The following is a 20,562-nucleotide window of genomic DNA, read 5'->3' on the forward strand; positions in this document are numbered from 1 at the left end:
CATGCTGAAAAAACTCGCCCTCGCCGCCGGCTCCGTACTGTTTGCCGCCAACCTGATGGCTGCTACCCCGGCCAAGGCGCCTCACGTGCTGCTGGACACCACCAACGGCCAGATCGAAATCGAACTGGACCCGGTCAAGGCACCGATCAGCACGAAGAACTTCCTTGAATACGTCGACAGCGGCTTCTACAACAACACCATTTTCCACCGCGTGATCCCGGGCTTCATGGCTCAGGGCGGCGGCTTCACCCAGCAGATGCAACAGAAAGAAACCAAGGCGCCGATCAAGAACGAGGCCAGCAATGGCCTGCACAACGTTCGTGGCACCCTGTCGATGGCGCGTACTTCCAACCCTGATTCGGCGACCAGCCAGTTCTTCATCAACGTTGCCGACAACGCATTCCTTGACCCGGGCCGTGACGCCGGTTACGCGGTGTTCGCCAAAGTGGTCAAGGGCATGGACGTCGTGGACATCATCGTCAACTCGCAGACCACCACCAAAAGCGGCATGCAAAACGTGCCTGTCGACCCTGTGATCATCAAGTCGGCCAAGCGCATCGACTGAGTTTCGCCGGGCATATCGAGCGGCGCCCGGCTGAGCTTGCGCCGCTCGCACTGATAAAAGGAGAGCCCGGATTCCGGGCGGTTATCTGATGCTCTATCGCCGTTTCGAACAACTGATCGATATCTTCCGCGACGCCCCGACGGCGTCCCCGCCGGACCGCGTCTGGCCCTTCTACGTCTATTACCTGAAGCAGGTCTGGCCAAGTTTTGCTGCCCTGCTCGTCATCGGCCTGTTTGCCTCATTGATCGAAGTAGCGCTGTTCAGCTACCTGAGCCGCATCATCGATCTGGCCCAAGGCACGCCCAACCCGAATTTCTTCAGCGACCACGCCCTCGAATTGACCTGGATGCTGGTGGTCGCTCTGGTGCTGCGACCGATCTTCTTTGCCCTGCACGACCTGCTGGTGCATCAGACCCTGAGCCCCGGCATGACCAGCATGATCCGCTGGCAGAACCACAGCTACGTGCTCAAGCAGAGCCTGAATTTCTTCCAGAACGACTTCGCCGGGCGCATCGCCCAGCGCATCATGCAGACCGGCAACTCGCTGCGCGATTCTGCCGTGCAAGCGGTCGACGCGCTGTGGCACGTGGTGATCTATGCGATCAGCTCGCTGGTGCTGTTCGCCGAGGCCGACTGGCGCCTGATGATCCCGTTGCTGACCTGGATCGTCGCCTACATCGGCGCGCTGTATTACTTCGTGCCACGGGTGAAGGAGCGCTCGGTGGAAGCCTCTGACGCGCGCTCGAAACTGATGGGGCGCATCGTCGATGGCTACACCAACATCGCCACGCTGAAATTGTTTGCCCACACCAACTTCGAACAGCACTACGCCAAGGAAGCCATCGAAGAACAGACCGTCAAAGCGCAGATGGCCGGTCGTGTGGTGACCAGCATGGACGTGGCGATCACCACCATGAACGGCCTGCTGATCGTCGGCACCACGGCGCTGGCGTTGTGGCTGTGGACGCAGTCGCTGATCACCGTCGGCGCGATTGCCCTGGCCACCGGCCTGGTGATTCGTATCGTCAACATGTCCGGCTGGATCATGTGGGTGGTCACCGGCATTTTCGAAAACATCGGCATGGTTCAGGACGGTCTGCGCACCATTTCGCAACCGGTCAGCGTCACCGACCGCGAGCAGGCCAAACCGCTGGCCGTGGCCTCGGGCGAAGTGCGTTTCGAGCACGTGGATTTTCACTACGGCAAGAAGCACGGGATCATCGGCGACCTCAACCTGAACATCAAACCGGGGGAAAAAATCGGTTTGATCGGCCCGTCCGGCGCTGGCAAATCAACCCTGGTCAACCTGTTGCTGCGCCTGTATGACGTCGAGGGCGGGCGCATCCTGATCGATGGGCAGAACATCGCCGACGTCGGCCAGGAAAGCCTGCGCGCGCGGATCGGCATGATCACCCAGGACACCTCGCTGCTGCACCGCTCGATCCGCGACAACTTGCTCTACGGCAAACCGGATGCGACCGATGCCGAGCTGTGGGAGGCGGTGCACAAGGCTCGCGCTGATGAGTTCATTCCACTGCTGTCCGACGCTGAAGGCCGCAGCGGTTTCGATGCGCATGTCGGCGAGCGCGGGGTGAAATTGTCGGGCGGTCAGCGCCAGCGCATCGCGATTGCGCGGGTGCTGCTCAAGGACGCGCCGATCCTGATCATGGACGAAGCCACCTCGGCACTGGATTCGGAAGTCGAAGCGGCGATTCAGGAAAGCCTCGAGACCTTGATGCAAGGCAAAACCGTGATCGCCATCGCCCACCGTCTCTCGACCATCGCGCGCATGGACCGTCTGGTGGTGCTGGAAAACGGCAAGATCGCCGAGAGCGGCACCCACGCCGAACTGCTCGCCCATCGTGGTCTGTATGCGCGGTTGTGGGCGCACCAGACCGGAGGGTTTGTCGGTATCGATTGATCGCGCGATATGATCGTTCCCACGCTCCGCGTGGGAATGCCTCAAGGGACGCTCCGCGTCCAGTGACGCGGAGCGTCACGGCCTGCATTCCCACGCAGAGCGTGGGAACGATCATGGTCAGGTTTGGCGATAAGGCAACGCGGTGCGGGCCTCTTCGGCATAGGCCAGAACCCCGGCGCGCTCCTGCTGGAGGAAATCCTTCACCGCCGCTTTCAGCCCCGGATGGCGCAGGTAATGCCAGGAATGGGTGATCACCGGTTCGAAGCCGCGAATCAACTTATGCTCGCCCTGTGCCCCGGCATCGAAACGCTGGATGCCTTGGGCAATCGCGTAATCCATGCCCTGGTAGAAACACGTCTCGAAATGCAGCCGATCAAACTCGGCCAGGCAGCCCCAATAACGCCCGTAGAAACTGTCGCCACCGACCAGGCTGAACGCCATCGCCACCGGCCGTGAGCCCTGTTTGGCCAAGACCACGCGAATCGCTTCGGGCATGCGTTCAGCCAGCAGACTGAAGAACTCGCGCGTCAGATATGGCGCCTGACGCCGCACCGCGTAGGTGTTGGCATAGCAGGCGTACACGAAATCCCACTGCGCCTCGCCCAGCTCACGCCCCTCCAACCACTCGAACTCAAAGCCCTGCCCCGCCACCTGCTCGCGTTCCTTGCGCATCTGCTTGCGCTTGCGAGAGCTGAGGGCGTCGAGGAAGTCCTGAAAGTCGCGGTAATCACGGTTCTGCCAGTGATATTGACAGCCGATGCGCTGCAGCCAGCCCGGTTGCTCGGCCATCGCCGCATCGGTAAACGGATCAGTGAAATTGATGTGCGCGCTGGAGAGCTCTTCGATCTGCAAATAGCCGGGCAGGCTTTTCAGCAGTTCGAAACCGTCCTCCACTTTCGCCGCCAGCAAGCGCGGGCCGCTGACCGGGCTGAAGGGCACGGCGGTCAACAGTTTGGGGTAGTAATCGATGCCGGCACGCGCGCAGGCGTCGGCCCAGCCGTGATCGAAGACGTACTCGCCGTAGGAGTGCCACTTGCGATAACTGGGCAGTGCGGCGATCAGTCGATCATCTTCGATGTGCAGCAAATGCTCCGGCTGCCAGCCTGTATGCGGGCCGACACTGCCGCTGTCTTCCAGCGCGCTGAGGAAGGCGTGACGCAGGAACGGCTGGTTGTCCGGCACCAGCGCATCCCAGCTTGCCGGGGCGATTTCTGACAGGTCTTGCAGGCGTTGCAACGGCATTCACTGGCACTCCACAGCTTGGCGACAAAGCCCGGCGAGTATCGCTGATCGCGACCCCGTTGCACACGCTCAATCGGCCGACAGCGCTCTAACTCGATAGTTCACGCCTGATCCGCATCGTCATCAACCTGCCATCACTGTGCCACCGCCCTGTCATAAACCATCGCGATACTGGCGCCTGTTTTTAGAGCGCCGGGTTCTAACCCGGACACAGTTTTCCGGCCTTCAGGCCGGTTGTGCCCAGGATGGTTCAGCCATCCCCTTCATCTTCGGAGATTGCTATGCGTCTTGCTTCCACGAAAACTGCAGCGGCCCTGTGCGGCGGCTTGTTGCTGGCCATGAGCGTTCCGGCCAGTGCTGCAGTCGACGCCAAACTGCTCGACATGCTCAAGGCCAACGGGTCGATTTCCCAGGCGCAGTACATCGAGCTGCAAACAGAACTGGCCAAGGATCAGAAGGCTCAGCAAATCGCCCAACAGGCGCAGCAGGAAACCAACGAACAAGTAGCGGCGGTCGCGAAGAAGACCAACGAACAGAGCCTGTTCGATCAGAAACTGGCCTGGGCGGCCAAGACCCAGTTCAAGGGCGACGTCCGTATCCGTCAGGAAACCATCAAGATCGACGGCGAGCCGAACAACGGCGGCCGCGACAAGGACCGCCAGCGCATCCGTGCGCGTCTGGGCGCCTATACCGAGATCAACCCGCAAGTCGACACCGGTATCCGTATCGCCACCGGCGGCGGTGACGACGCGCGCTCGACCAACCAGGATCAGGACAACTACTTCGACAAGAAGCAGATCTGGCTCGACCTCGGCTACATCGACTATCACCCGGATCAGATCAAGAACCTGCACGTGATCGGCGGCAAGATGCTGCAACCATGGGTAAGCATGGGTGACGTGATCTGGGACAGCGACATCAACCCGGAAGGTCTGGCCGTTACCTACAAATACCCACTGGGCGGCAGCGCCGAACTGTTCGGCAGCCTGGGTAACTACAACCTCAAGGACAACGTTGACGGCGACGGCGTGCAATTCCGCCACGACCTGCGCCTGACCGCTGGCCAGTTGGGCAGCCGCTTCAACATCACCGACAACCTGAAGATGACCGTCGGCGGCAGCGTTTACGCTTACCAGAATGACGATGACAGCCGCTGCACCGGCACCTCGACGCCGTGCGCGCTAGCAGTCAACGGCAACTCGGCCGACAACGAATTCCGTCTGTATGAAGGGTTCAGCCAGATCGACATCGGCGGCCTGCCAATGCCGCTGTCGTTCTACGGCCAGTACGTGAAGAACAACGATGCCGTAACCGATCAAGACACCGCATGGTTGCTCGGCGCCAAGTCGAAAGTCTTCGGCTTCAACCTCGACTACAACTATCGCGACGTGCAGCGCAACGCCGTGGTCGGCGCCTTCACCGACTCCGACTTCGCCAACGGCACCACCGGTTCGCGCGGGCACAAGTTCAAGGTCGGTTACGACATCGACAAGAACTTCGCCGTCGGCGCCACGTACTTCCTGACCAAGGCCGACTTCGCCAGCCGCAGCCAGCGCGATGCAGATGCCAACACCCTGCAGCTGGATGCTGAAGCGAAGTTCTAAGAAAACAGCTACAAGCTTCGAGCGACAAGCTGCAAGTCACCGCTCCCCTTGCGACTTGTCGTTCGAAGCTGATGTCCTGCAGCCCGGTGCAATGCCAGCGATCCCCATCATCCGTTCGCTGACGCTGCCCCGGGCTGACTCTTTCAAGGACTGTCGTCGCGCCTCTGCGTCGCCAGACGCTCAGCCAAAGCATCCACTCCCTCTTCCGGTTGTTCCGGCAGCGCCTTCAGGGTTGCCTGCATCACGCGCATCTGCCGCATGAAGCGCCGGCAGTTGGGGCAGAACAACAGGTGATGACGCACCATCAGCGTCTCGCGAAAGCTCAGTTGGCCATCGAGATAATCGCTGGATCGTGCCACTTGCTCCTTGCAGGTCAACATTCTCCTGTCTCCTCAAAATGTTCCACGGTCGCGAAGACCTTCAAGCGTGCCCGGTGCAGCAGCACGCGAACATTGGAGAGCGAGATCTCCAGAAGATTACAGATTTCTTCCAGCTCCAGGCCCTGGCGTTCGCGCAACAGCAGGACACCGCTCTGCAACTCGGAAAGACTCAGCAACGTGTGTTCGAGGCATTCGCGCAGTTCGTTTTCGGTGAGCAGCGCCTCTGGGGTGTCCTGATGCCAGGCAAATGGCGCGACCAGCCAATGACCGTCGCTCGAGGAAAATCGATCGTCACCGATGGTGCCGTGGGGCGATGGCAGGTCGTCGAGCAGGACTTCCCGGCGATTGAGCTTGTAGCGACTCTTGGCCGAATTGGCGGTAATGGTCAGCAACCAGGTTTTGAGGCTGGACCGGCCTTCGAAACTGGCCAGATGGCGCACCACCGACAGCCAGGCATCCTGCACCACTTCCTCGACATGACGCTGGCCGACAATCGCGTAAGCCACGGCGCGCATGGCGCTCTGATAGGTGGTGACCAGTTCCTTGAAAGCCTTTTGCTCCCCCGCCAGCAAGCGCGTGAGCAGTTGGGTGTCGTCAGCCGCCATCCATCAATCCCCTTGTCCGGACTTCGAAAATGAACGCGGCAGGTGTGCACCTGCCGCGACGTCCGAAAAATTACAGCGTTTCAGCCGCTTCGAATGTAGGAAAGATCGACGCGATTAAGGGGAAATTAACCTATATCAGCGCTTGCGCAGCAACACGCTACCGATCGAATAACCGGCACCAAACGAACTGAGCACCGCCAGCGAACCCGAGGCCAGATCATCCTGATATTTGTGGAAAGCAATGACCGAACCGGCCGAGCTGGTGTTGGCGTAGCTGTCGAGAATCACCGGGGCTTCTTCTTCGGTAGCTTCGCGGCCGAGCAGCTTGCGCACGATCAGGTGGTTCATGCTCAGGTTGGCCTGGTGCAGCCAGAAACGCTTCACGTCGCCGACGTTGAGCTGGTTCTCTTCCAGGTGCTCGCCAATCAGTTCGGCGACCATCGGGCAGACATCCTTGAACACCTTGCGGCCTTCCTGCACGAACAGCTTGTCGCGGGCACCGATGCCCTCTTCCGCCGCTCGGTTGAGGAAGCCGAAGTTGTTGCGGATGTTGTTGGAGAACTTGGTCAGCAGTTTGGTGCTGACCACGTCGAACTGGTACGGGGAGGTCGCCAGATCCGCGCGCTCGATGATCACCGCAGTCGCGGCATCGCCGAAGATGAAGTGGCTGTCGCGATCACGGAAGTTCAGGTGCCCGGTGCAGACCTCCGGGTTGACCATCAGGATCGCCCGCGCCTGGCCCAGTTGCACGCTGTTGGCGGCGGCCTGGATGCCGAAGGTGGCCGAAGAACACGCCACGTTCATGTCGAAACCGAAACCTTCAATGCCCAGCGCTTCCTGGACTTCGATAGCGATGGCCGGGTAGGCGCGTTGCAGGTTGGAGCAGGCGACGATCACGCCGTCGATGTCGGCGGCGGTTTTGCCGGCTCGTTGCAGGGCTTGTTCAGCCGCGCCAACCGCCATCTGGCAGAGCACCGACCATTCGTCGTTGGAACGCTCGGGCAGGCGCGGGGCCATGCGTTGCGGATCGAGGATGCCGTCCTTGTCCATGACAAAGCGGCTCTTGATGCCCGAGGCCTTTTCGATGAACGCGGCGCTGGATTCGGTCAGGGCCTGGACTTCACCGCTGGCAATGGCCTCGGCGTTATCGGCGTTGAACTGGGCGACGTAAGTATTGAAAGACTGCACCAGCTCTTCGTTGGAGATGCTGTTGGCCGGTGTGTACAGGCCGGTGCCGCTGATGACGACGTTATGCATGGTCGTTTCTCTAATCTGTTCAGGCAGAAAGTGCTGGAACCGTCGTACCAACACGCAAAGGGTCTATTCCCATCCGGGGGACGCAAACCTGCATCGTTTTATTCCGCAGCGCGACACGGCCGAAGGCTCTGGGTCGCGAAACGGCGGGTTATGGTGGCGAAGTTTGCCATAAACCCGAGGTTTTGGCGCCTTTCTCCTGCTCAACCCGATCCCTGCAGGAGCGGCCGAAGGCTGCGATCTTTTGATGATCGTTCCCACGCTCCGCGTGGGAATGCAGCCCGTGACGCTCCGCGTCACTGGACGCGGAGCGTCCCCAGAGGCATTCCCACGCAGAGCGTGGGAACGATCGATGAACCGAGGTCGTAGGTTTTGGGGCGGCTTCGCCACCCAACGGGGATAAATCCCCTCGCCACAAAGCCCGCTTCCACAGGGGGATTGTGTATGGCTGCAGGTCAGGGCTCGACCTGGCTCCACTGTTTGCTCAGGCGCTTGTCGGAGATCGGCACTTTGGTGCCCAACTGTTGAGCGAACAGCGACACGCGGTATTCCTCCAGCCACCAGCGGTACAACTCCAGCTGCGGATCGCGCTTGCCTTCCTGCGCATGCTTGGCCGCGCGGGCCTGGTATTGCGCCCACAGGCCAGCGAGTTCGCCGCTCCAGACCCGATCTTTCTGCACCTGCGCACCGAGTTTCTCGAAACGCTGCTCGACCGCTTTCAGGTAACGCGGCAACTCTTTGAGCCACTGCATCGGCGTTTCGCGAACGAAACCCGGATAGACCAGATTGCCGATCTGTTGCTTGATGTCGTTGAGTGCCACCGCTTGCGCCAGATCGATCTTGCCCTTGAAGCGTTTTTGCAGACCGTGCCAGATCTTGAGAATTTCCAGAGTCAGCCGCGCAACCCGCTCGGCGTGCTCGGTCCAGTTGCCGCGTTTGCGTTCGGCCAATGCCGCCAACCCGGCGCCATCGCGGGGCAACGGGTCTTCACCTTCGAGAATGCAGCTGTCGAGGCTGGCCAGCAGAATGTCTTCGACCAGCGCATCGACCCGGCCCAGTTCGCGATACAGCAAGCCCAGTTCAGTCTGCCCGGGCAACTTGCCGCGCAGGAATTTCGCCGGCTCGGCCAGTTGCTGCATCAGCAAGCGCTGCAAGGCGCGACGATGCTGGAACTCGGCTTCGGCGGGGGTGGAGAAACGCCCTTCCTTGACCGTGCCGCCCTCTTCCACCAGCGCCGGGTACACCGTCATCGACAACCCGGCGATCTTTTGCTGGGTCTTTTCCGCCACCGGGGCAAAGACTTTTGCCTCGACCGGTTGCTGACTCTTCGCACTCTGCGGCACCGCCAGCGCGGCCTGGCTGGCTTCAGCGAAGCGTGCGGTCAGCTCGGCCAGATCGCGACCTTCGCCGAGGAACTTGCCCTCGCCGTCGACGATTTCCAGGTTCATGCGCAGATGGCTCTCAACCTGCTGCGCCGCTTCTGCCCACGCTTCATCGCTGACCCGCGCGCCGGTCATGCGCAGCAGCTCGCGACCGAGCGCTTGCGGCAGCGAACCTTCGGCGAAAGTCATGCGCTGCAACGCGGCCTTGATGAAGTCCGGCACCGGCACGAAGTTCTTGCGCAGGGCTTTCGGCAGGTTGCGCACGAGGGCAATGCACTTGGCCTCGATCAGCCCCGGCACCAGCCATTCCAGACGCTCCGGCGGCAACATCGGCAGCAACGGCGCCGGCACGCGCAAGGTCACGCCGTCGCGCGGGTGATTGGGCTCGAAATGATAAGTCAGCGCCAGTTCCAGATCGCCAATGTGCAACGTATCCGGGTAATCACGGGCGGTGACTTCGCTGGCCTCGCGGGCCAAAACGTCTTCTTCGCGCATGATCAGCAGTTGCGGATCTTTCTGGCTGTTGACCTTGTACCAACTGTCGAAGGTCGCGGTCTGGTGGATCTCCGCCGGCAGACGTGCATCGTAGAAGGCGTAGAGGGTTTCTTCGTCGGCGAGAATGTCGCGCCGGCGCGCCTTGGCCTCCAGTTCGTCGAGCTGCTCGAGCAGTTTCTGATTGGCGCTCAGGCATTTGGCCCGCGACTGAATCTCGCCGCGCACCAGACCTTCGCGGATAAACAGCTCACGCGACACCACCGGATCGACCGGGCCGTAATGCACCGGGCGGCGACCGACGACGATCAGGCCGAACAGGGTGATCTGCTCGTAGGCGACGACCTGACCGCGCTTCTTTTCCCAGTGCGGCTCGAAGTGGTTTTTCTTGATCAGGTGCCCGGCCAGCGGTTCGATCCAGTCGGCGTCGATCTTGGCGACCATGCGCGCGTAAAGCTTGGTGGTTTCCACCAGTTCGGCGGTCATCAGCCACTGCGGGCGCTTCTTGCCGATGCCCGACGACGGATGAATCCAGAAGCGCCGCTGCCGCGCCCCGAGGTAATCGCCGTCTTCGGTTTTCTGGCCAATCTGGCTGAGCAAGCCGACCAGCACCGCTTTGTGCAGCTTCGGATAATCCGCCGGTTCTTTGTTCAGGCTCAGCTGCATGTCGCGGCAGATCAGACTTAACTGACGATGGGAATCACGCCACTCGCGCAAACGCAGGTAATTGAGGAAATTCTTCCGGCACCAATTGCGCAGCGGATTGGCGGTCAGCGCCTGGCGCTGTTCTTCAAAACCACGCCACAGATTGACCAGCCCGGCGAAGTCGGAATCCGGATCCTTCCATTGCGCATGGGCCTGATCCGCCGCTTGCTGACGCTCCGGCGGACGCTCGCGCGGGTCCTGAATCGACATGGCGCTGGCGACGATCAGCACTTCCTGCAGACTGCCAAGTTTGGCCGCTTCCAAGAGCATGCGGCCCATGCGCGGGTCGACCGGCAAGCGCGCCAACTGGCGACCGAGCGGCGTCAGCTGACTGTTGCGATCCACCGCCGACAGTTCTTGCAGCAAGTTGAAACCGTCACTGATCGCCTTGCCGTCCGGCGGCTCGATAAACGGGAACGCGGTGATTTCACCGAGGCGCAGATGGAGCATCTGCAGGATCACGGCGGCGAGGTTGGTGCGCAGAATTTCCGGATCGGTAAATTCCGGGCGCCCAAGGAAGTCCTCTTCGCTGTACAAACGCACGCAGATACCCGGCTCGACCCGGCCGCAACGACCTTTACGCTGATTGGCGCTGGCCTGGGAAATCGCCTCGATCGGCAAGCGCTGCACCTTGGCGCGGTAGCTGTAACGACTGATGCGCGCGGTGCCGCTGTCAATCACATAGCGAATGCCCGGCACGGTCAGCGAGGTCTCGGCGACGTTGGTCGCCAGCACCACGCGGCGGCCCGGATGCGACTGGAAAATCCGCTGCTGTTCAGCCGGCGACAGGCGCGCGTACAGCGGCAGGATTTCGGTGTGTTTGAGCTGGGCCTTGCGCAACATGTCGGCGGCGTCGCGAATCTCGCGCTCGCCGGGCAGGAACACCAGCACATCGCCGGGGCTGCGTCGTTCGCTGCGCTCGTAGGCGGCGATTTCGTCGAGAGTGGCCAGAATCGCCTGATCGACGGTCAGGTCGTCCTCGACCCGGTTGCCCTCTTCGTCCTGCTCCAGGGTCAGCGGCCGGTACCAGGTTTCCACAGGAAAAGTACGGCCCGACACTTCGACGATCGGCGCGTCATCGAAGTGCTTGGAGAAGCGCTCCAGATCGATGGTCGCCGAAGTAATGATGACCTTGAGGTCGGGACGGCGTGGCAGCAGGGTTTTCAGGTAGCCGAGGAGGAAATCGATGTTGAGGCTGCGTTCGTGGGCTTCGTCGACGATGATCGTGTCATAGCGTTCCAGATAACGATCGTTCTGGGTTTCCGCCAGCAGAATGCCGTCGGTCATCAGCTTGATCAGGGTGTTGGCATCGCTCTGATCCTCGAAGCGCACCTGATAGCCGACCAGCGCACCGAGCGGCGTGCCGAGCTCTTCGGCGACACGGCTGGCGACACTGCGCGCGGCGATCCGACGCGGCTGGGTATGGCCGATCAGACCGTGCTGGCCGCGACCGATTTCCAGGCAGATCTTCGGCAACTGGGTGGTTTTGCCCGAACCGGTTTCGCCGGCGATGATCAGCACCTGGTGTTGCTCCAGGGCCTTTTTGATCTCGTCGCGCTTGGCCGCGATCGGCAAACTGTCGTCGTAACGAATCACCGGCAGGCTCGCGCGACGCGCCAGTACCTGATCACAGGACGCCTGCATCCGCGCCACCCACTGGGCCAGTTTGGCCTCGTCGGGTTTCTTGCGCAGCTCAAGCAACTGCCGCCGCAGCCGGTGACGGTCGGCGAGCATGGCGTGATCGAGGTTTTTCAGCAGTTTGTCGATGGAGGGCGATTCGTCGGTCATCGGGTAGGCAATTCGGTCGTCTATTTATGCAGGGGGCGGATTGTCGCAGATTTGCGGCACCGAACACGACTGTGAGGTGCTCTTGTGGCGAGGGGATTTATCCCCGATCGGCTGCGCAGCAGTCGCCGACTGGATATCAACGTCGATCTGAAGCGTCTGAGTTGAATGGTTTTGGGGGTGCTTCGCAACCCATCGGGGATAAATCCCCTCGCCACAATGTATTCAGGGGGATTTATTCGTTATCGCGGCCCTTGCGCCGGTATGGGAAGACATCGATGACCTTCCCCGCCCGAATCGCCTCCTGCAAGCCCTTCCAGTAATCGGCGTTGTACAACTCGCCGTGCAATTGATCGAACAATTTCCGCTGGCCCGAATCGGCAAACAGGAACGGCGGAAACTCTTCGGGAAACACGTCAAGCGGGCCGATCGAGTACCACGGCTCAGAGGCCATTTCATCCTCCGGCGTGCGCGGTTGCGGGATGTGGCGGAAGTTGGCTTCGGTCAGGAAGCAGATTTCGTCGTAGTCGTAAAACACCACGCGCCCGTGACGGGTGACGCCGAAGTTTTTCAGCAGCATGTCGCCGGGAAAGATATTCGCCGCCGCCAGTTGCTTGATCGCCAGACCGTAATCTTCCAGCGCTTCGCGCACTTGCGCGTCGTTGGCATTTTCCAGATATAGATTGAGCGGGGTCATCCGCCGCTCGGTCCAGCAGTGGCGGATCAGCACGGTTTCGCCTTCGACCGAAACCGTCGACGGCGCGACCTCTAGCAGTTCCTCCAGACACGCCGGATCGAACTTGCTCAGCGGAAAACGAAAGTCGGCAAATTCCTGGGTATCGGCCATACGCCCGACCCGATCGACGCTTTTCACCAGACGATACTTTTCGATCACCGTGGCGCGGTCGACGTTTTTCGACGGAGAGAAACGGTCCTTGATGATTTTGAATACGGTGTTGAAACCCGGCAGGGTGAACACGCTCATGACCATGCCGCGCACGCCCGGGGCCATGATGAACTGGTCGTCAGTGTTAGCCAGGTGATTGATCAGCGCGCGGTAAAACTCCGACTTGCCGTGCTTGTAGAAGCCGATCGAGGTGTACAGCTCGGCGATGTGCTTGCCCGGCAGAATGCGTCGCAGAAAACCGATGAACTCCGCCGGCACCGGTACATCGACCATGAAATACGAACGGGTGAAAGAGAAGATGATCGACACATCGGCTTCGTCGGTGATCAACGCATCGATCTGAATGCCCCGACCTTCGCGGTGCAACAGCGGAATAACAAGCGGCCATTGCTCATCGCGGGTGTAGATGCGCCCGACCAGATACGCGCCTTTATTGCGGTAGAGCACCGAGGAAAATAGCTCGACGCTCAGCTCCGGGTCCTTGCACACCCAGTCAGGCAGGTTCTCGCGCAATTGCGCTTCGAGCCGCAGCAGGTCGCCAGGCAGATCGGCGTAATCTTCGCTGAAACGGTAGTCGGCGAAGATACTGGCGAGCATGGCGGACAACTGGCCCTGCGGCTTATAGGTGCGGGTTTGCGCAGCGCGGGCCCGGCGCAGGCTCGGGCGCGTGGTGTGGATGAACATGCAGCCGTCGCTGATCAGGTCGTGGCTGAACAGCCCGCAGAAAATCGAGTTGTACCAGGTTTCGGACAGCTCATCGTCGAAGCGCAGGTCGATCACACTGATATAGGCGCTTTTCACCAGCGGCCAGCAGCTGACGTTCATCAGGGTTTCTTCGTCGAAATACTCGCGCAGGCGAGCGACGGTTTCGCCGACCTTTTCTTCGTACAGACTGATCCGCGCCGCCGAGGCGGCCTGGGCTTCTTGCCAGCGCGCCTGTTCGAAACGCTCCCGCGCGCCGTCGGTGATGCGGCGGAAATGCTCGCGGTAATCGTCGAAGCCGGCGAGGATCATCCGGGCGATCTCGGTGGCTGGCCATTGCTGCGACATAAATGAAACCTCGGCGGGAAATCGATTCGTTTGAGCTTAGTCACGGAACCGTCCGCAGGAAAAGCGCAATTTCTGCCAAAATCGATACGGGGTTGACCGTTGACGGGGTTTCTCGTGCCGATGCATCGGCAAGCAGAATTAAAAGCCCGAATAGCGGTTGCCATGATCCGGACGCTCGGCAACACTCTCGTCCCGATCAAGGAAGGAGCCCGCCGTGAGCCCTGTCGATATTTTCCGCATGTTGTCGCTGGCCGCTATCTGGGGCGCGAGTTTTCTGTTCATGCGCATCATTGCCCCGGTGATCGGCACGATCCCGACCGGTTTCTTTCGGGTGTCGATCGCGGCTGCCGGGCTGCTGGTGATTCTTGGGCTGATGCGCATCAGCTGGGATTTCAAGGGCAAGCTGAAGACCGTGATGCTGCTGGGCGTAATCAACTCGGGGATTCCGGCGACGCTGTATTCGGTGGCGGCGCAGGTATTGCCGGCCGGCTATTCGGCGATCTTCAACGCCACGACGCCGCTGATGGGCGTGTTGATTGGCGGTTTGTTCTTCAGCGAAAAGCTCACGGCGGCCAAGCTCAGCGGCGTGTTCCTCGGTCTGTTCGGCGTCGGTGTGCTGACGCGTGCCGGTCCCGTAGCCTTCGATCTGCAACTGCTGATGGGCGCGGTCGCCTGCCTGCTGGCGACCACTTGCTACGGCTTTGCCGGATTCCTCGCACGGCGCTGGCTGGATCAGGCCGGTGGGCTGGACAGCCGTTTGTCGGCACTGGGCAGCATGCTCGGGGCGACGTTGTTTTTGCTGCCGCTGTTCGCCTACAGCACCATCACCGCGCCGCCGGTCAGCTGGGGCGGCTGGCAGGTCTGGCTGTCGCTGCTCGGCCTGGGCCTGGGTTGCACGGCGTTTGCCTACATCATCTATTTCCGCCTGCTCAGCTCGATCGGCCCGGTGAAATCGATGACCGTGACCTTCATGATCCCGCCGTTCGGCGTGTTGTGGGGGGCGTTGTTGCTGGATGAGCCGTTGTCGATGGCGCACATTTATGGCGGCGTGCTGATTGCGGCGGCGTTGTGGCTGGTGTTGAAGCCGGCGGTGGTGAAGCCTGCAAACGCGTCAGTCCGTTAGATTTTCTGCCGCAGATATTCGCGAGCAGGCTCGCTCCCACAGAAAAATACATTCCAATGTGGGAGCGAGCCTGCTCGCGAACGGCGGCGCAACAAGCGCCACCTGCCTATCGGCTATCCGGTTTTACGGAACACAAATACCAATCCAACAATGATCAGCAGCATCCCCAGCACACCCAACGCCGCCAGACGATTACCGAAAATCAGGTAATCCATCACTGCCGTCACCGCGGGCACCAGATAGAACAGGCTGGTGACATTCACCAGATTGCCCCGCGCGATCAGTCGATACAGCAACAGCGTCGCCAGCACTGAAACCACCAGCCCCATCCATAACACCGGGACAATGAAGCCTGTGCTGTGTTCGAAGTGAAACGGCTGGAACGGTACGAAAATCGCGCACAGCAACAGGCCGGCCAGGTATTGCACTGGCAGCGTGCCGAGCGGATTGTCGGTGATGCATTTTTGCATGATCGAGCCGAGCGTCATGCTCGCCAGCGCCAGCAAACCGAACAGCATGCCGGCCCAGGACATTCCAGCCAGACCGATGCCCTGGTAAACCACCATGATCAGCCCGGCCAAGCCCAGCGCCAGGCCGAACAGGCGGCTCGCCGAACGCTGCCGTTCCATCAAGACCACGGTAAGGATCGGCTGAACGCCCATGATCGTCGCCATTACCCCCGGCGTGACTTTGCAATTCAGCGCCAGCAGATAAAAGATCTGATAGGCCCCGAGCAACACCAGTCCCGTGGCGATCGCGAACAGCATCGGCTTGCCACCCTTGGGCAGCTTCAATCTCAGCAGCGGCGCCAGCAAGACCAGCCCGCACAGGGCGATGGCGAAGCGAATCAGCAGAAAGGCAAAGGGCGAAGCATGGGCGAGGCCCCATTTGGAGAAAATCGCCCCGCTGCTCCACAGCAGAACGAACAGGCTCGTGGACGTCGCCGCGAGCGCGGATTGTTTCGAAAGGACAAACATGAATACCACCTGTAGTCAGGCAAGAAGCCAACTCAGCCGAAGCTGAAATTCAGTAGGTTGTTCTGGCGGGCGCAGGGGTCAGCAGAAACTGCCGATCAACCCCGCACACCAACGCCCGGCGGCGAAACGACTGCGCACACCGGCGTGCTACTGACAGGTGGAGGGTAATGACTGATCTGCACAGGCTGCCGATTCCCGCACGGCACGACGCCAGCGTTGACCGCTGAATCGACTACCGCGTTGATGAGGGATGCAGGCATGAATGCTGATCTTTAGTGAGGAAATGAACGCGCGAGCCAGGCGGCTCGCGGGCTGACTATAACCAGCCCGGGACATAGATTGCAATGACTTGGGCGAAGGGCCGGTAGCGACAGTCTGGCGCCGGGTGGTTAGGGTTATTGGCGCGGCAACGGATTGTCAGGAGACATGGAATGCAAGAGATCATATGCCAAGGGAACGGACGTATTTGCGGTATCAGGTTTATCGGTCGGAGGCGAGGAAGCGGGCGGGTGTTGCGACTGCGCAGATGCGATGCATTTCGGGAGCCGACATGTCAGAAGTCCGCTTTGAGCCTATTGATGCGGAAGCACTCGCAGTTTATCAGTCTTGGGACGACCCCATTTTCTCGTGGGAAGACGTCGTCGTCTGGAAAGCTCGAGAACCTCTGTCTCTGGATATCGCAATCTGGTTTGAACTAGAGCTCTGCGGGCTATGCTTCGCAAATCCCAACAATAGCCGCCAGCGGATTCGCATCGTGCGACTGGAGGGCAAACCCGGAAAGGCTCACCCGCTGAAAAACCAAATAGCCGCTTTGGCATTGCTCGCCATCGACGAATTCGCCCGAATTATTGGCAGCCAAGTCATCGAAGTTCAGGAACCTATGCCGGGAGCCATTCCGGTTTATCAACAACTCGGCTTCACATTTGATGTTCAAGGTCGCCTTGTTCTACCAGTGGAGAGTAAAGTATCGTGACATCTGTTCATTTAATGACCAGCGAGGGAGGGAGTATGCGCAAAGTCGTAAGAAAATCCCCAAGCAAGAAGGAATTGCGCGAGCCGGTGGAAAAGCTTGATCGACTGGAGTTATCCGCGAATCAGCGCCGTTTTCTGCAGGTCCTTGAAAACGGAACCGACGTGACCGAGCCCAACCTGCTCGCCGGACGTCCTTGAACCCATCAATAAAAAACCGCTCCTGAGGAGCGGTTTTTTATTTCTGAGCCAGCGTCAACCAAACAACCAATACCCCAGCAACGTCAGCACCAACACCGCCAGCACCGGGCGCATTACCCTGTAGGCCTTGGGGTGCCGGCGCTTCCACTGCTTGACCACGCCGCTGAAACGGTCGCTGAAGTTCTTGCTCCAGGCATAAGCCTGGTTGATGCCGCCAACGCGTTCATCATCAAGATTCTGCGGCGCGGTGGCGCGGCCGAGCCAGCCACTGATGAAGCGATTGATGCGGGTCATCAGGCGGTTGCTCAGCGGGCGTTCGATGTCACAGAACAGAATCACTCGAGTCTGAGCGGTTTCATTCTTGACCCAGTGCACGTAGGTCTCGTCGAACATCACGTCATCGCCGTCGCGCCAGGCATAGACCTGACCGTCGACGAAGATCCGGCAATCGTCGGAGTTGGGTGTCGACAGGCCGAGGTGATAACGCAGGGAGCCGGCGAACGGGTCACGGTGCGGATTGAGGTGACTGCCGCCCGGCAGCAGCGCGAACATCGCGCCCTTGACGTTGGGTATGGCACTGACCAGCGCCACGGTTTTCGGGCAAAGAGCTTCGGCCGATGGCAGCGGTTTGTCGTACCACTTCAGATAAAAACGCTTCCAGCCCTTCTTGAAGAACGAACCGAAACCCGCATCGTTGTTCTTCTCGGCGGCGCGAATGTAGCCTTCGTCGAACAAGTGCATGGCTTCGTCGCGAATGGTTTCCCAGTTGTCGCGCAGTACATCCAGCTCCGGAAACTTGCTGCGATCCAGATACGGTCTGGATGGCACTGCGGAAAACAGGTACATCAACGCGTTGTACGGAGCAAACAGTGCGGAGTGGTTGACGAACTGGCGCAATACCGGCAAACGCGCCTTGCCGCGCAAATGCACATAGAGCGTGCTGCCCAGGAACAGCAACAGCACAAACGCCTTGGCGGCAAACGAAACGGTCATCAACGACTCCTTGAATAAAGACAACGCTGCGCAATGCCCTTTTCCCGGCATGGCAGCCGGCCATGATAAACACTACCGGCTCCGGGAAAAACCCGCCTGACACAAGATTCAGTGTTAAGCATTACGCAACAAAGCCTTTATTAACATGCAGCGCCTGAACCCTGGCTGACTTGAATCAACAGGCTTACTGCTGGTTCTCCTGCTCGGTAAACAGGTCACTGAACAGCATGCTCGACAGATAACGCTCGCCCGAATCCGGCAGCACCACGACGATGGTTTTACCCTGCATCTCTGGTTTCTCCGCCAGACGCACCGCCACCGCCATGGCAGCACCGCAGGAGATGCCGCACAAAATCCCCTCTTCCTGCATCAGGCGCAAAGCCATGGCCTTGGATTCTTCATCGGTCACCTGTTCGACGCGATCGACCATCGACAGATCAAGATTCTTCGGCACAAAACCGGCGCCAATGCCCTGAATCTTGTGCGGGCTCGGCTTGATCTCGGCACCGGCCAACGCTTGCGTAATCACTGGCGAAGACGCCGGCTCGACGGCCACCGACAGAATCGGTTTCCCGGCGGTGTTCTTGATATACCGCGAGACACCAGTAATGGTTCCACCGGTACCTACGCCAGCCACCAGCACATCCACGGCGCCGTCGGTGTCGTTCCAGATTTCCGGGCCGGTGGTCTTCTCATGAATCGCCGGGTTGGCCGGGTTATCGAACTGCGCCGGCATGAAGTATTTGTCGGCATCGCTGGCGACGATTTCCGCAGCTTTCTCGATGGCGCCCTTCATGCCCTTGGCCGGCTCGGTCAATACCAGTTCCGCGCCCAAGGCTTTCAGAACCTTGCGGCGCTCGATGCTCATCGACGCCGGCATGGTCAGCATCAATTTATAGCCACGCGCAGCGGCAACGAAGGCCAGACCGATACCGGTATTACCGGAAGTCGGCTCGACAATGGTCATGCCCGGCTTGAGTCTGCCGCTGCTTTCGGCGTCCCAGATCATGTTGGCGCCGATTCGGCATTTGACCGAGTAACCGGGGTTGCGCCCCTCGATCTTGGCGAGGATGGTGACCCCGCGCGGCGCGATGCGGTTGATCTGGACCAGCGGCGTATTACCGATGGAATGGGCGTTGTCAGCGTAAATACGGCTCATGGCTGGGTCCTTATGCAGCGTTGAATTCAGCCTTCCAAGGTAAGCCCGTTGCCGATCACAGTCCAGTCGGGTCGAACGTCTGCAAACGCGCGGAGTCAATCGCATTGAATCGTCAAGCCACACTCTTGAAGGAACAATGGCATGAAACGTCGTTACAGCTGGCCGCTCTGGACCCTGACGGGTGTCGTGGTGCTGCTGGTCGCCCTGCATTTCGCCCTGCCCTATCTGGTACGCGACTACCTCAATGACAAGCTCGCGGACATGGGCGATTACCGCGGCCAGATCACCGATGTCGACCTCGCGCTGTGGCGCGGCGCATACAAAATCAACGGTCTGAAGATCGTCAAGGTCGATGGCAAAGTACCGGTGCCGTTCGTCGATGCGCCGTTGATCGACCTGTCGGTAAGCTGGCATTCGTTGTGGTACGACCATGCCGTGGTCGCGCAGGTGCAATTCCTCAACCCCGAAATCAACTTCGTCGACGGCGGCCCCAACAAGCAGAACTCGCAGACCGGTCAGGGCACCGACTGGCGTGAGCAGTTGGGCAAGCTGCTGCCGATCACCCTCGATGAGGTGCAGATCAACGACGGCCGTATCACCTTCCGCAACTTCAATTCCAAGCCGCCGGTGAACATGAATGCCAGCAACGTCAACGCCAGCATCTACAACCTGACCAATGTGGTCGACAAGGAAGGCAAACGCGACGCCCGCTTTGAAGGCAAGGCTTTGCTGCTGGGCCACGCGCCGCTCGAAACCACCGCCACCTTCGATCCACTGAGCAACTTCGAAGACTTTGAATTCCGTCTGCGCGCCCGTGACATCGAGCTCAAACGCATGAACGACTTCGCCGCCGCCTACGGCAAATTCGATTTCAACGCCGGCCACGGCGATGTGGTTATCGAAGCGAAGGCAGAGAAAGCCCGACTCACCGGCTACATCAAACCCCTGCTGCGCGACGTCGACGTATTCAACTGGCAGCAAGACGTCGAAAACAAGAACAAAGGCCTGTTCCGCTCAATCTGGGAAGCGCTGGTCGGCGGCACCGAGACCGTGCTGAAAAACCAGAACAAAAACCAGTTCGCCACCCGCGTTGAACTCAGCGGCAATGTTCACCAGCAGAACGTCAACGCCTTTGAAGCGTTTTTGCAGATTTTGCGCAATGGCTTCATCCAGGCATTCAATGCGCGGTACGAACGGCCGAAGCCAGATGAGGGTTAAGTTTTGCCGTTGACAAAATATTCGGCCATC

16 protein-coding genes are annotated in these 20,562 nt (G+C 60.1%); 7 read left to right on the plus strand and 9 right to left on the minus strand.

Translation table 11 applies throughout. The features are described from left to right. Nucleotide 1: 1 nt before the first annotated feature. Both D8U71_RS04015 and D8U71_RS04020 read left to right on the plus strand, forming a co-directional pair. Entirely contained in the window at nucleotides 2–565 is a 564-nt protein-coding gene (locus D8U71_RS04015) for a peptidylprolyl isomerase (RefSeq protein WP_041478824.1), read from the plus strand. A gap of 88 nt (nucleotides 566–653) precedes the next feature. Next, nucleotides 654–2,486 carry an ABC transporter ATP-binding protein gene (locus tag D8U71_RS04020; RefSeq protein WP_130887203.1) on the plus strand — a complete coding sequence of 611 codons (1,833 nt, stop codon included), beginning with the start codon at nucleotides 654–656 and terminating at the stop codon, nucleotides 2,484–2,486. Nucleotides 2,487–2,603: 117 nt separating this feature from the next. Here D8U71_RS04020 and D8U71_RS04025 read toward each other — a convergent pair whose 3' ends face one another. Continuing rightward, a complete protein-coding gene (locus D8U71_RS04025; protein ID WP_130887204.1) occupies nucleotides 2,604–3,728 on the minus strand; it encodes a GNAT family N-acetyltransferase in 1,125 nt (374 codons plus the stop codon). A 281-nt stretch (nucleotides 3,729–4,009) separates the two neighbouring features. Here D8U71_RS04025 and D8U71_RS04030 point away from each other — a divergent pair, with 281 nt between their 5' ends. Next, nucleotides 4,010–5,332 (plus strand): putative porin, encoded by a 1,323-nt coding sequence (locus D8U71_RS04030; RefSeq protein WP_016771204.1) that lies wholly within the window; start codon nucleotides 4,010–4,012, stop codon nucleotides 5,330–5,332. 143 nt (nucleotides 5,333–5,475) lie between these two features. Here D8U71_RS04030 and D8U71_RS04035 read toward each other — a convergent pair whose 3' ends face one another. The 5 genes from D8U71_RS04035 to aceK form a co-directional block, all read right to left on the minus strand. After that, nucleotides 5,476–5,712 (minus strand): zf-HC2 domain-containing protein, encoded by a 237-nt coding sequence (locus tag D8U71_RS04035; RefSeq protein ID WP_016771205.1) that lies wholly within the window; start codon nucleotides 5,710–5,712, stop codon nucleotides 5,476–5,478. Beyond that, nucleotides 5,706–6,317, minus strand: coding sequence for an RNA polymerase sigma factor (locus D8U71_RS04040; protein ID WP_130887205.1), 612 nt, complete (start codon nucleotides 6,315–6,317; stop codon nucleotides 5,706–5,708). The genes D8U71_RS04035 and D8U71_RS04040 overlap by 7 nt, the downstream gene beginning before the upstream one ends. Nucleotides 6,318–6,452: 135 nt before the next feature. Next, on the minus strand, nucleotides 6,453–7,574 hold the full coding sequence (locus D8U71_RS04045) for a beta-ketoacyl-ACP synthase III (protein ID WP_016771207.1): 1,122 nt from the start codon (nucleotides 7,572–7,574) through the stop codon (nucleotides 6,453–6,455). A gap of 452 nt (nucleotides 7,575–8,026) precedes the next feature. Next, the gene (hrpA, locus tag D8U71_RS04050) at nucleotides 8,027–11,938 is read right to left on the minus strand and encodes an ATP-dependent RNA helicase HrpA (RefSeq protein WP_130887206.1); all 3,912 of its coding nucleotides are present in this window, start codon (nucleotides 11,936–11,938) and stop codon (nucleotides 8,027–8,029) included. Between the two features lie 232 nt (nucleotides 11,939–12,170). Beyond that, complete coding sequence (gene aceK / locus D8U71_RS04055) at nucleotides 12,171–13,892, minus strand: bifunctional isocitrate dehydrogenase kinase/phosphatase (RefSeq protein WP_130887207.1); 1,722 nt, start codon at nucleotides 13,890–13,892, stop codon at nucleotides 12,171–12,173. A gap of 214 nt (nucleotides 13,893–14,106) precedes the next feature. Between aceK and D8U71_RS04060 the strand changes: the two genes are divergently transcribed. Beyond that, nucleotides 14,107–15,015 carry a DMT family transporter gene (locus tag D8U71_RS04060; RefSeq protein ID WP_122505875.1) on the plus strand — a complete coding sequence of 303 codons (909 nt, stop codon included), beginning with the start codon at nucleotides 14,107–14,109 and terminating at the stop codon, nucleotides 15,013–15,015. Nucleotides 15,016–15,128: 113 nt separating this feature from the next. On the opposite strand, the gene D8U71_RS04065 is transcribed toward D8U71_RS04060, so the two are convergent. Beyond that, complete coding sequence (locus D8U71_RS04065; RefSeq protein ID WP_130887208.1) at nucleotides 15,129–15,992, minus strand: DMT family transporter; 864 nt, start codon at nucleotides 15,990–15,992, stop codon at nucleotides 15,129–15,131. Between the two features lie 550 nt (nucleotides 15,993–16,542). Between D8U71_RS04065 and D8U71_RS04070 the strand changes: the two genes are divergently transcribed. Continuing rightward, a complete protein-coding gene (locus tag D8U71_RS04070; RefSeq protein WP_307845087.1) occupies nucleotides 16,543–16,965 on the plus strand; it encodes a hypothetical protein in 423 nt (140 codons plus the stop codon). A 35-nt stretch (nucleotides 16,966–17,000) separates the two neighbouring features. Beyond that, entirely contained in the window at nucleotides 17,001–17,162 is a 162-nt protein-coding gene (locus D8U71_RS28325; RefSeq protein ID WP_016771212.1) for a hypothetical protein, read from the plus strand. Between the two features lie 54 nt (nucleotides 17,163–17,216). Here the strand turns inward: D8U71_RS28325 and D8U71_RS04075 are convergent, their stop codons facing one another. Both D8U71_RS04075 and cysK read right to left on the minus strand, forming a co-directional pair. Next, nucleotides 17,217–18,155 carry an aspartyl/asparaginyl beta-hydroxylase domain-containing protein gene (locus D8U71_RS04075; RefSeq protein ID WP_041478836.1) on the minus strand — a complete coding sequence of 313 codons (939 nt, stop codon included), beginning with the start codon at nucleotides 18,153–18,155 and terminating at the stop codon, nucleotides 17,217–17,219. 184 nt (nucleotides 18,156–18,339) lie between these two features. Then, nucleotides 18,340–19,314 (minus strand): cysteine synthase A, encoded by a 975-nt coding sequence (cysK, locus tag D8U71_RS04080; RefSeq protein ID WP_016771214.1) that lies wholly within the window; start codon nucleotides 19,312–19,314, stop codon nucleotides 18,340–18,342. Nucleotides 19,315–19,455: 141 nt separating this feature from the next. On the opposite strand from cysK, the gene D8U71_RS04085 reads away from it, so the two are divergent. Beyond that, nucleotides 19,456–20,532 carry a DUF748 domain-containing protein gene (locus D8U71_RS04085; RefSeq protein WP_122611698.1) on the plus strand — a complete coding sequence of 359 codons (1,077 nt, stop codon included), beginning with the start codon at nucleotides 19,456–19,458 and terminating at the stop codon, nucleotides 20,530–20,532. Nucleotides 20,533–20,562: the final 30 nt, after the last annotated feature.

The organism is Pseudomonas sp. Sample_21 (assembly GCF_004307525.1).
Lineage (GTDB): Bacteria > Pseudomonadota > Gammaproteobacteria > Pseudomonadales > Pseudomonadaceae > Aquipseudomonas > Aquipseudomonas atacamensis.

What these genes read in the sequence shown, in the direction of transcription:
- D8U71_RS04015 (WP_041478824.1), top strand. Translation starts at nt 2, where the DNA reads ATGCTGAAAAAACTCGCCCTCGCCGCCGGCTCCGTACTGTTTGCCGCC.
- D8U71_RS04020 (WP_130887203.1), top strand. Translation starts at nt 654, where the DNA reads ATGCTCTATCGCCGTTTCGAACAACTGATCGATATCTTCCGCGACGCC.
- D8U71_RS04025 (WP_130887204.1), bottom strand. Translation starts at nt 3,728, where the DNA reads ATGCCGTTGCAACGCCTGCAAGACCTGTCAGAAATCGCCCCGGCAAGC.
- D8U71_RS04030 (WP_016771204.1), top strand. Translation starts at nt 4,010, where the DNA reads ATGCGTCTTGCTTCCACGAAAACTGCAGCGGCCCTGTGCGGCGGCTTG.
- D8U71_RS04035 (WP_016771205.1), bottom strand. Translation starts at nt 5,712, where the DNA reads ATGTTGACCTGCAAGGAGCAAGTGGCACGATCCAGCGATTATCTCGAT.
- D8U71_RS04040 (WP_130887205.1), bottom strand. Translation starts at nt 6,317, where the DNA reads ATGGCGGCTGACGACACCCAACTGCTCACGCGCTTGCTGGCGGGGGAG.
- D8U71_RS04045 (WP_016771207.1), bottom strand. Translation starts at nt 7,574, where the DNA reads ATGCATAACGTCGTCATCAGCGGCACCGGCCTGTACACACCGGCCAAC.
- hrpA (WP_130887206.1), bottom strand. Translation starts at nt 11,938, where the DNA reads ATGACCGACGAATCGCCCTCCATCGACAAACTGCTGAAAAACCTCGAT.
- aceK (WP_130887207.1), bottom strand. Translation starts at nt 13,892, where the DNA reads ATGTCGCAGCAATGGCCAGCCACCGAGATCGCCCGGATGATCCTCGCC.
- D8U71_RS04065 (WP_130887208.1), bottom strand. Translation starts at nt 15,992, where the DNA reads ATGTTTGTCCTTTCGAAACAATCCGCGCTCGCGGCGACGTCCACGAGC.
- D8U71_RS04070 (WP_307845087.1), top strand. Translation starts at nt 16,543, where the DNA reads ATGTCAGAAGTCCGCTTTGAGCCTATTGATGCGGAAGCACTCGCAGTT.
- D8U71_RS28325 (WP_016771212.1), top strand. Translation starts at nt 17,001, where the DNA reads ATGCGCAAAGTCGTAAGAAAATCCCCAAGCAAGAAGGAATTGCGCGAG.
- D8U71_RS04075 (WP_041478836.1), bottom strand. Translation starts at nt 18,155, where the DNA reads ATGACCGTTTCGTTTGCCGCCAAGGCGTTTGTGCTGTTGCTGTTCCTG.
- cysK (WP_016771214.1), bottom strand. Translation starts at nt 19,314, where the DNA reads ATGAGCCGTATTTACGCTGACAACGCCCATTCCATCGGTAATACGCCG.
- D8U71_RS04085 (WP_122611698.1), top strand. Translation starts at nt 19,456, where the DNA reads ATGAAACGTCGTTACAGCTGGCCGCTCTGGACCCTGACGGGTGTCGTG.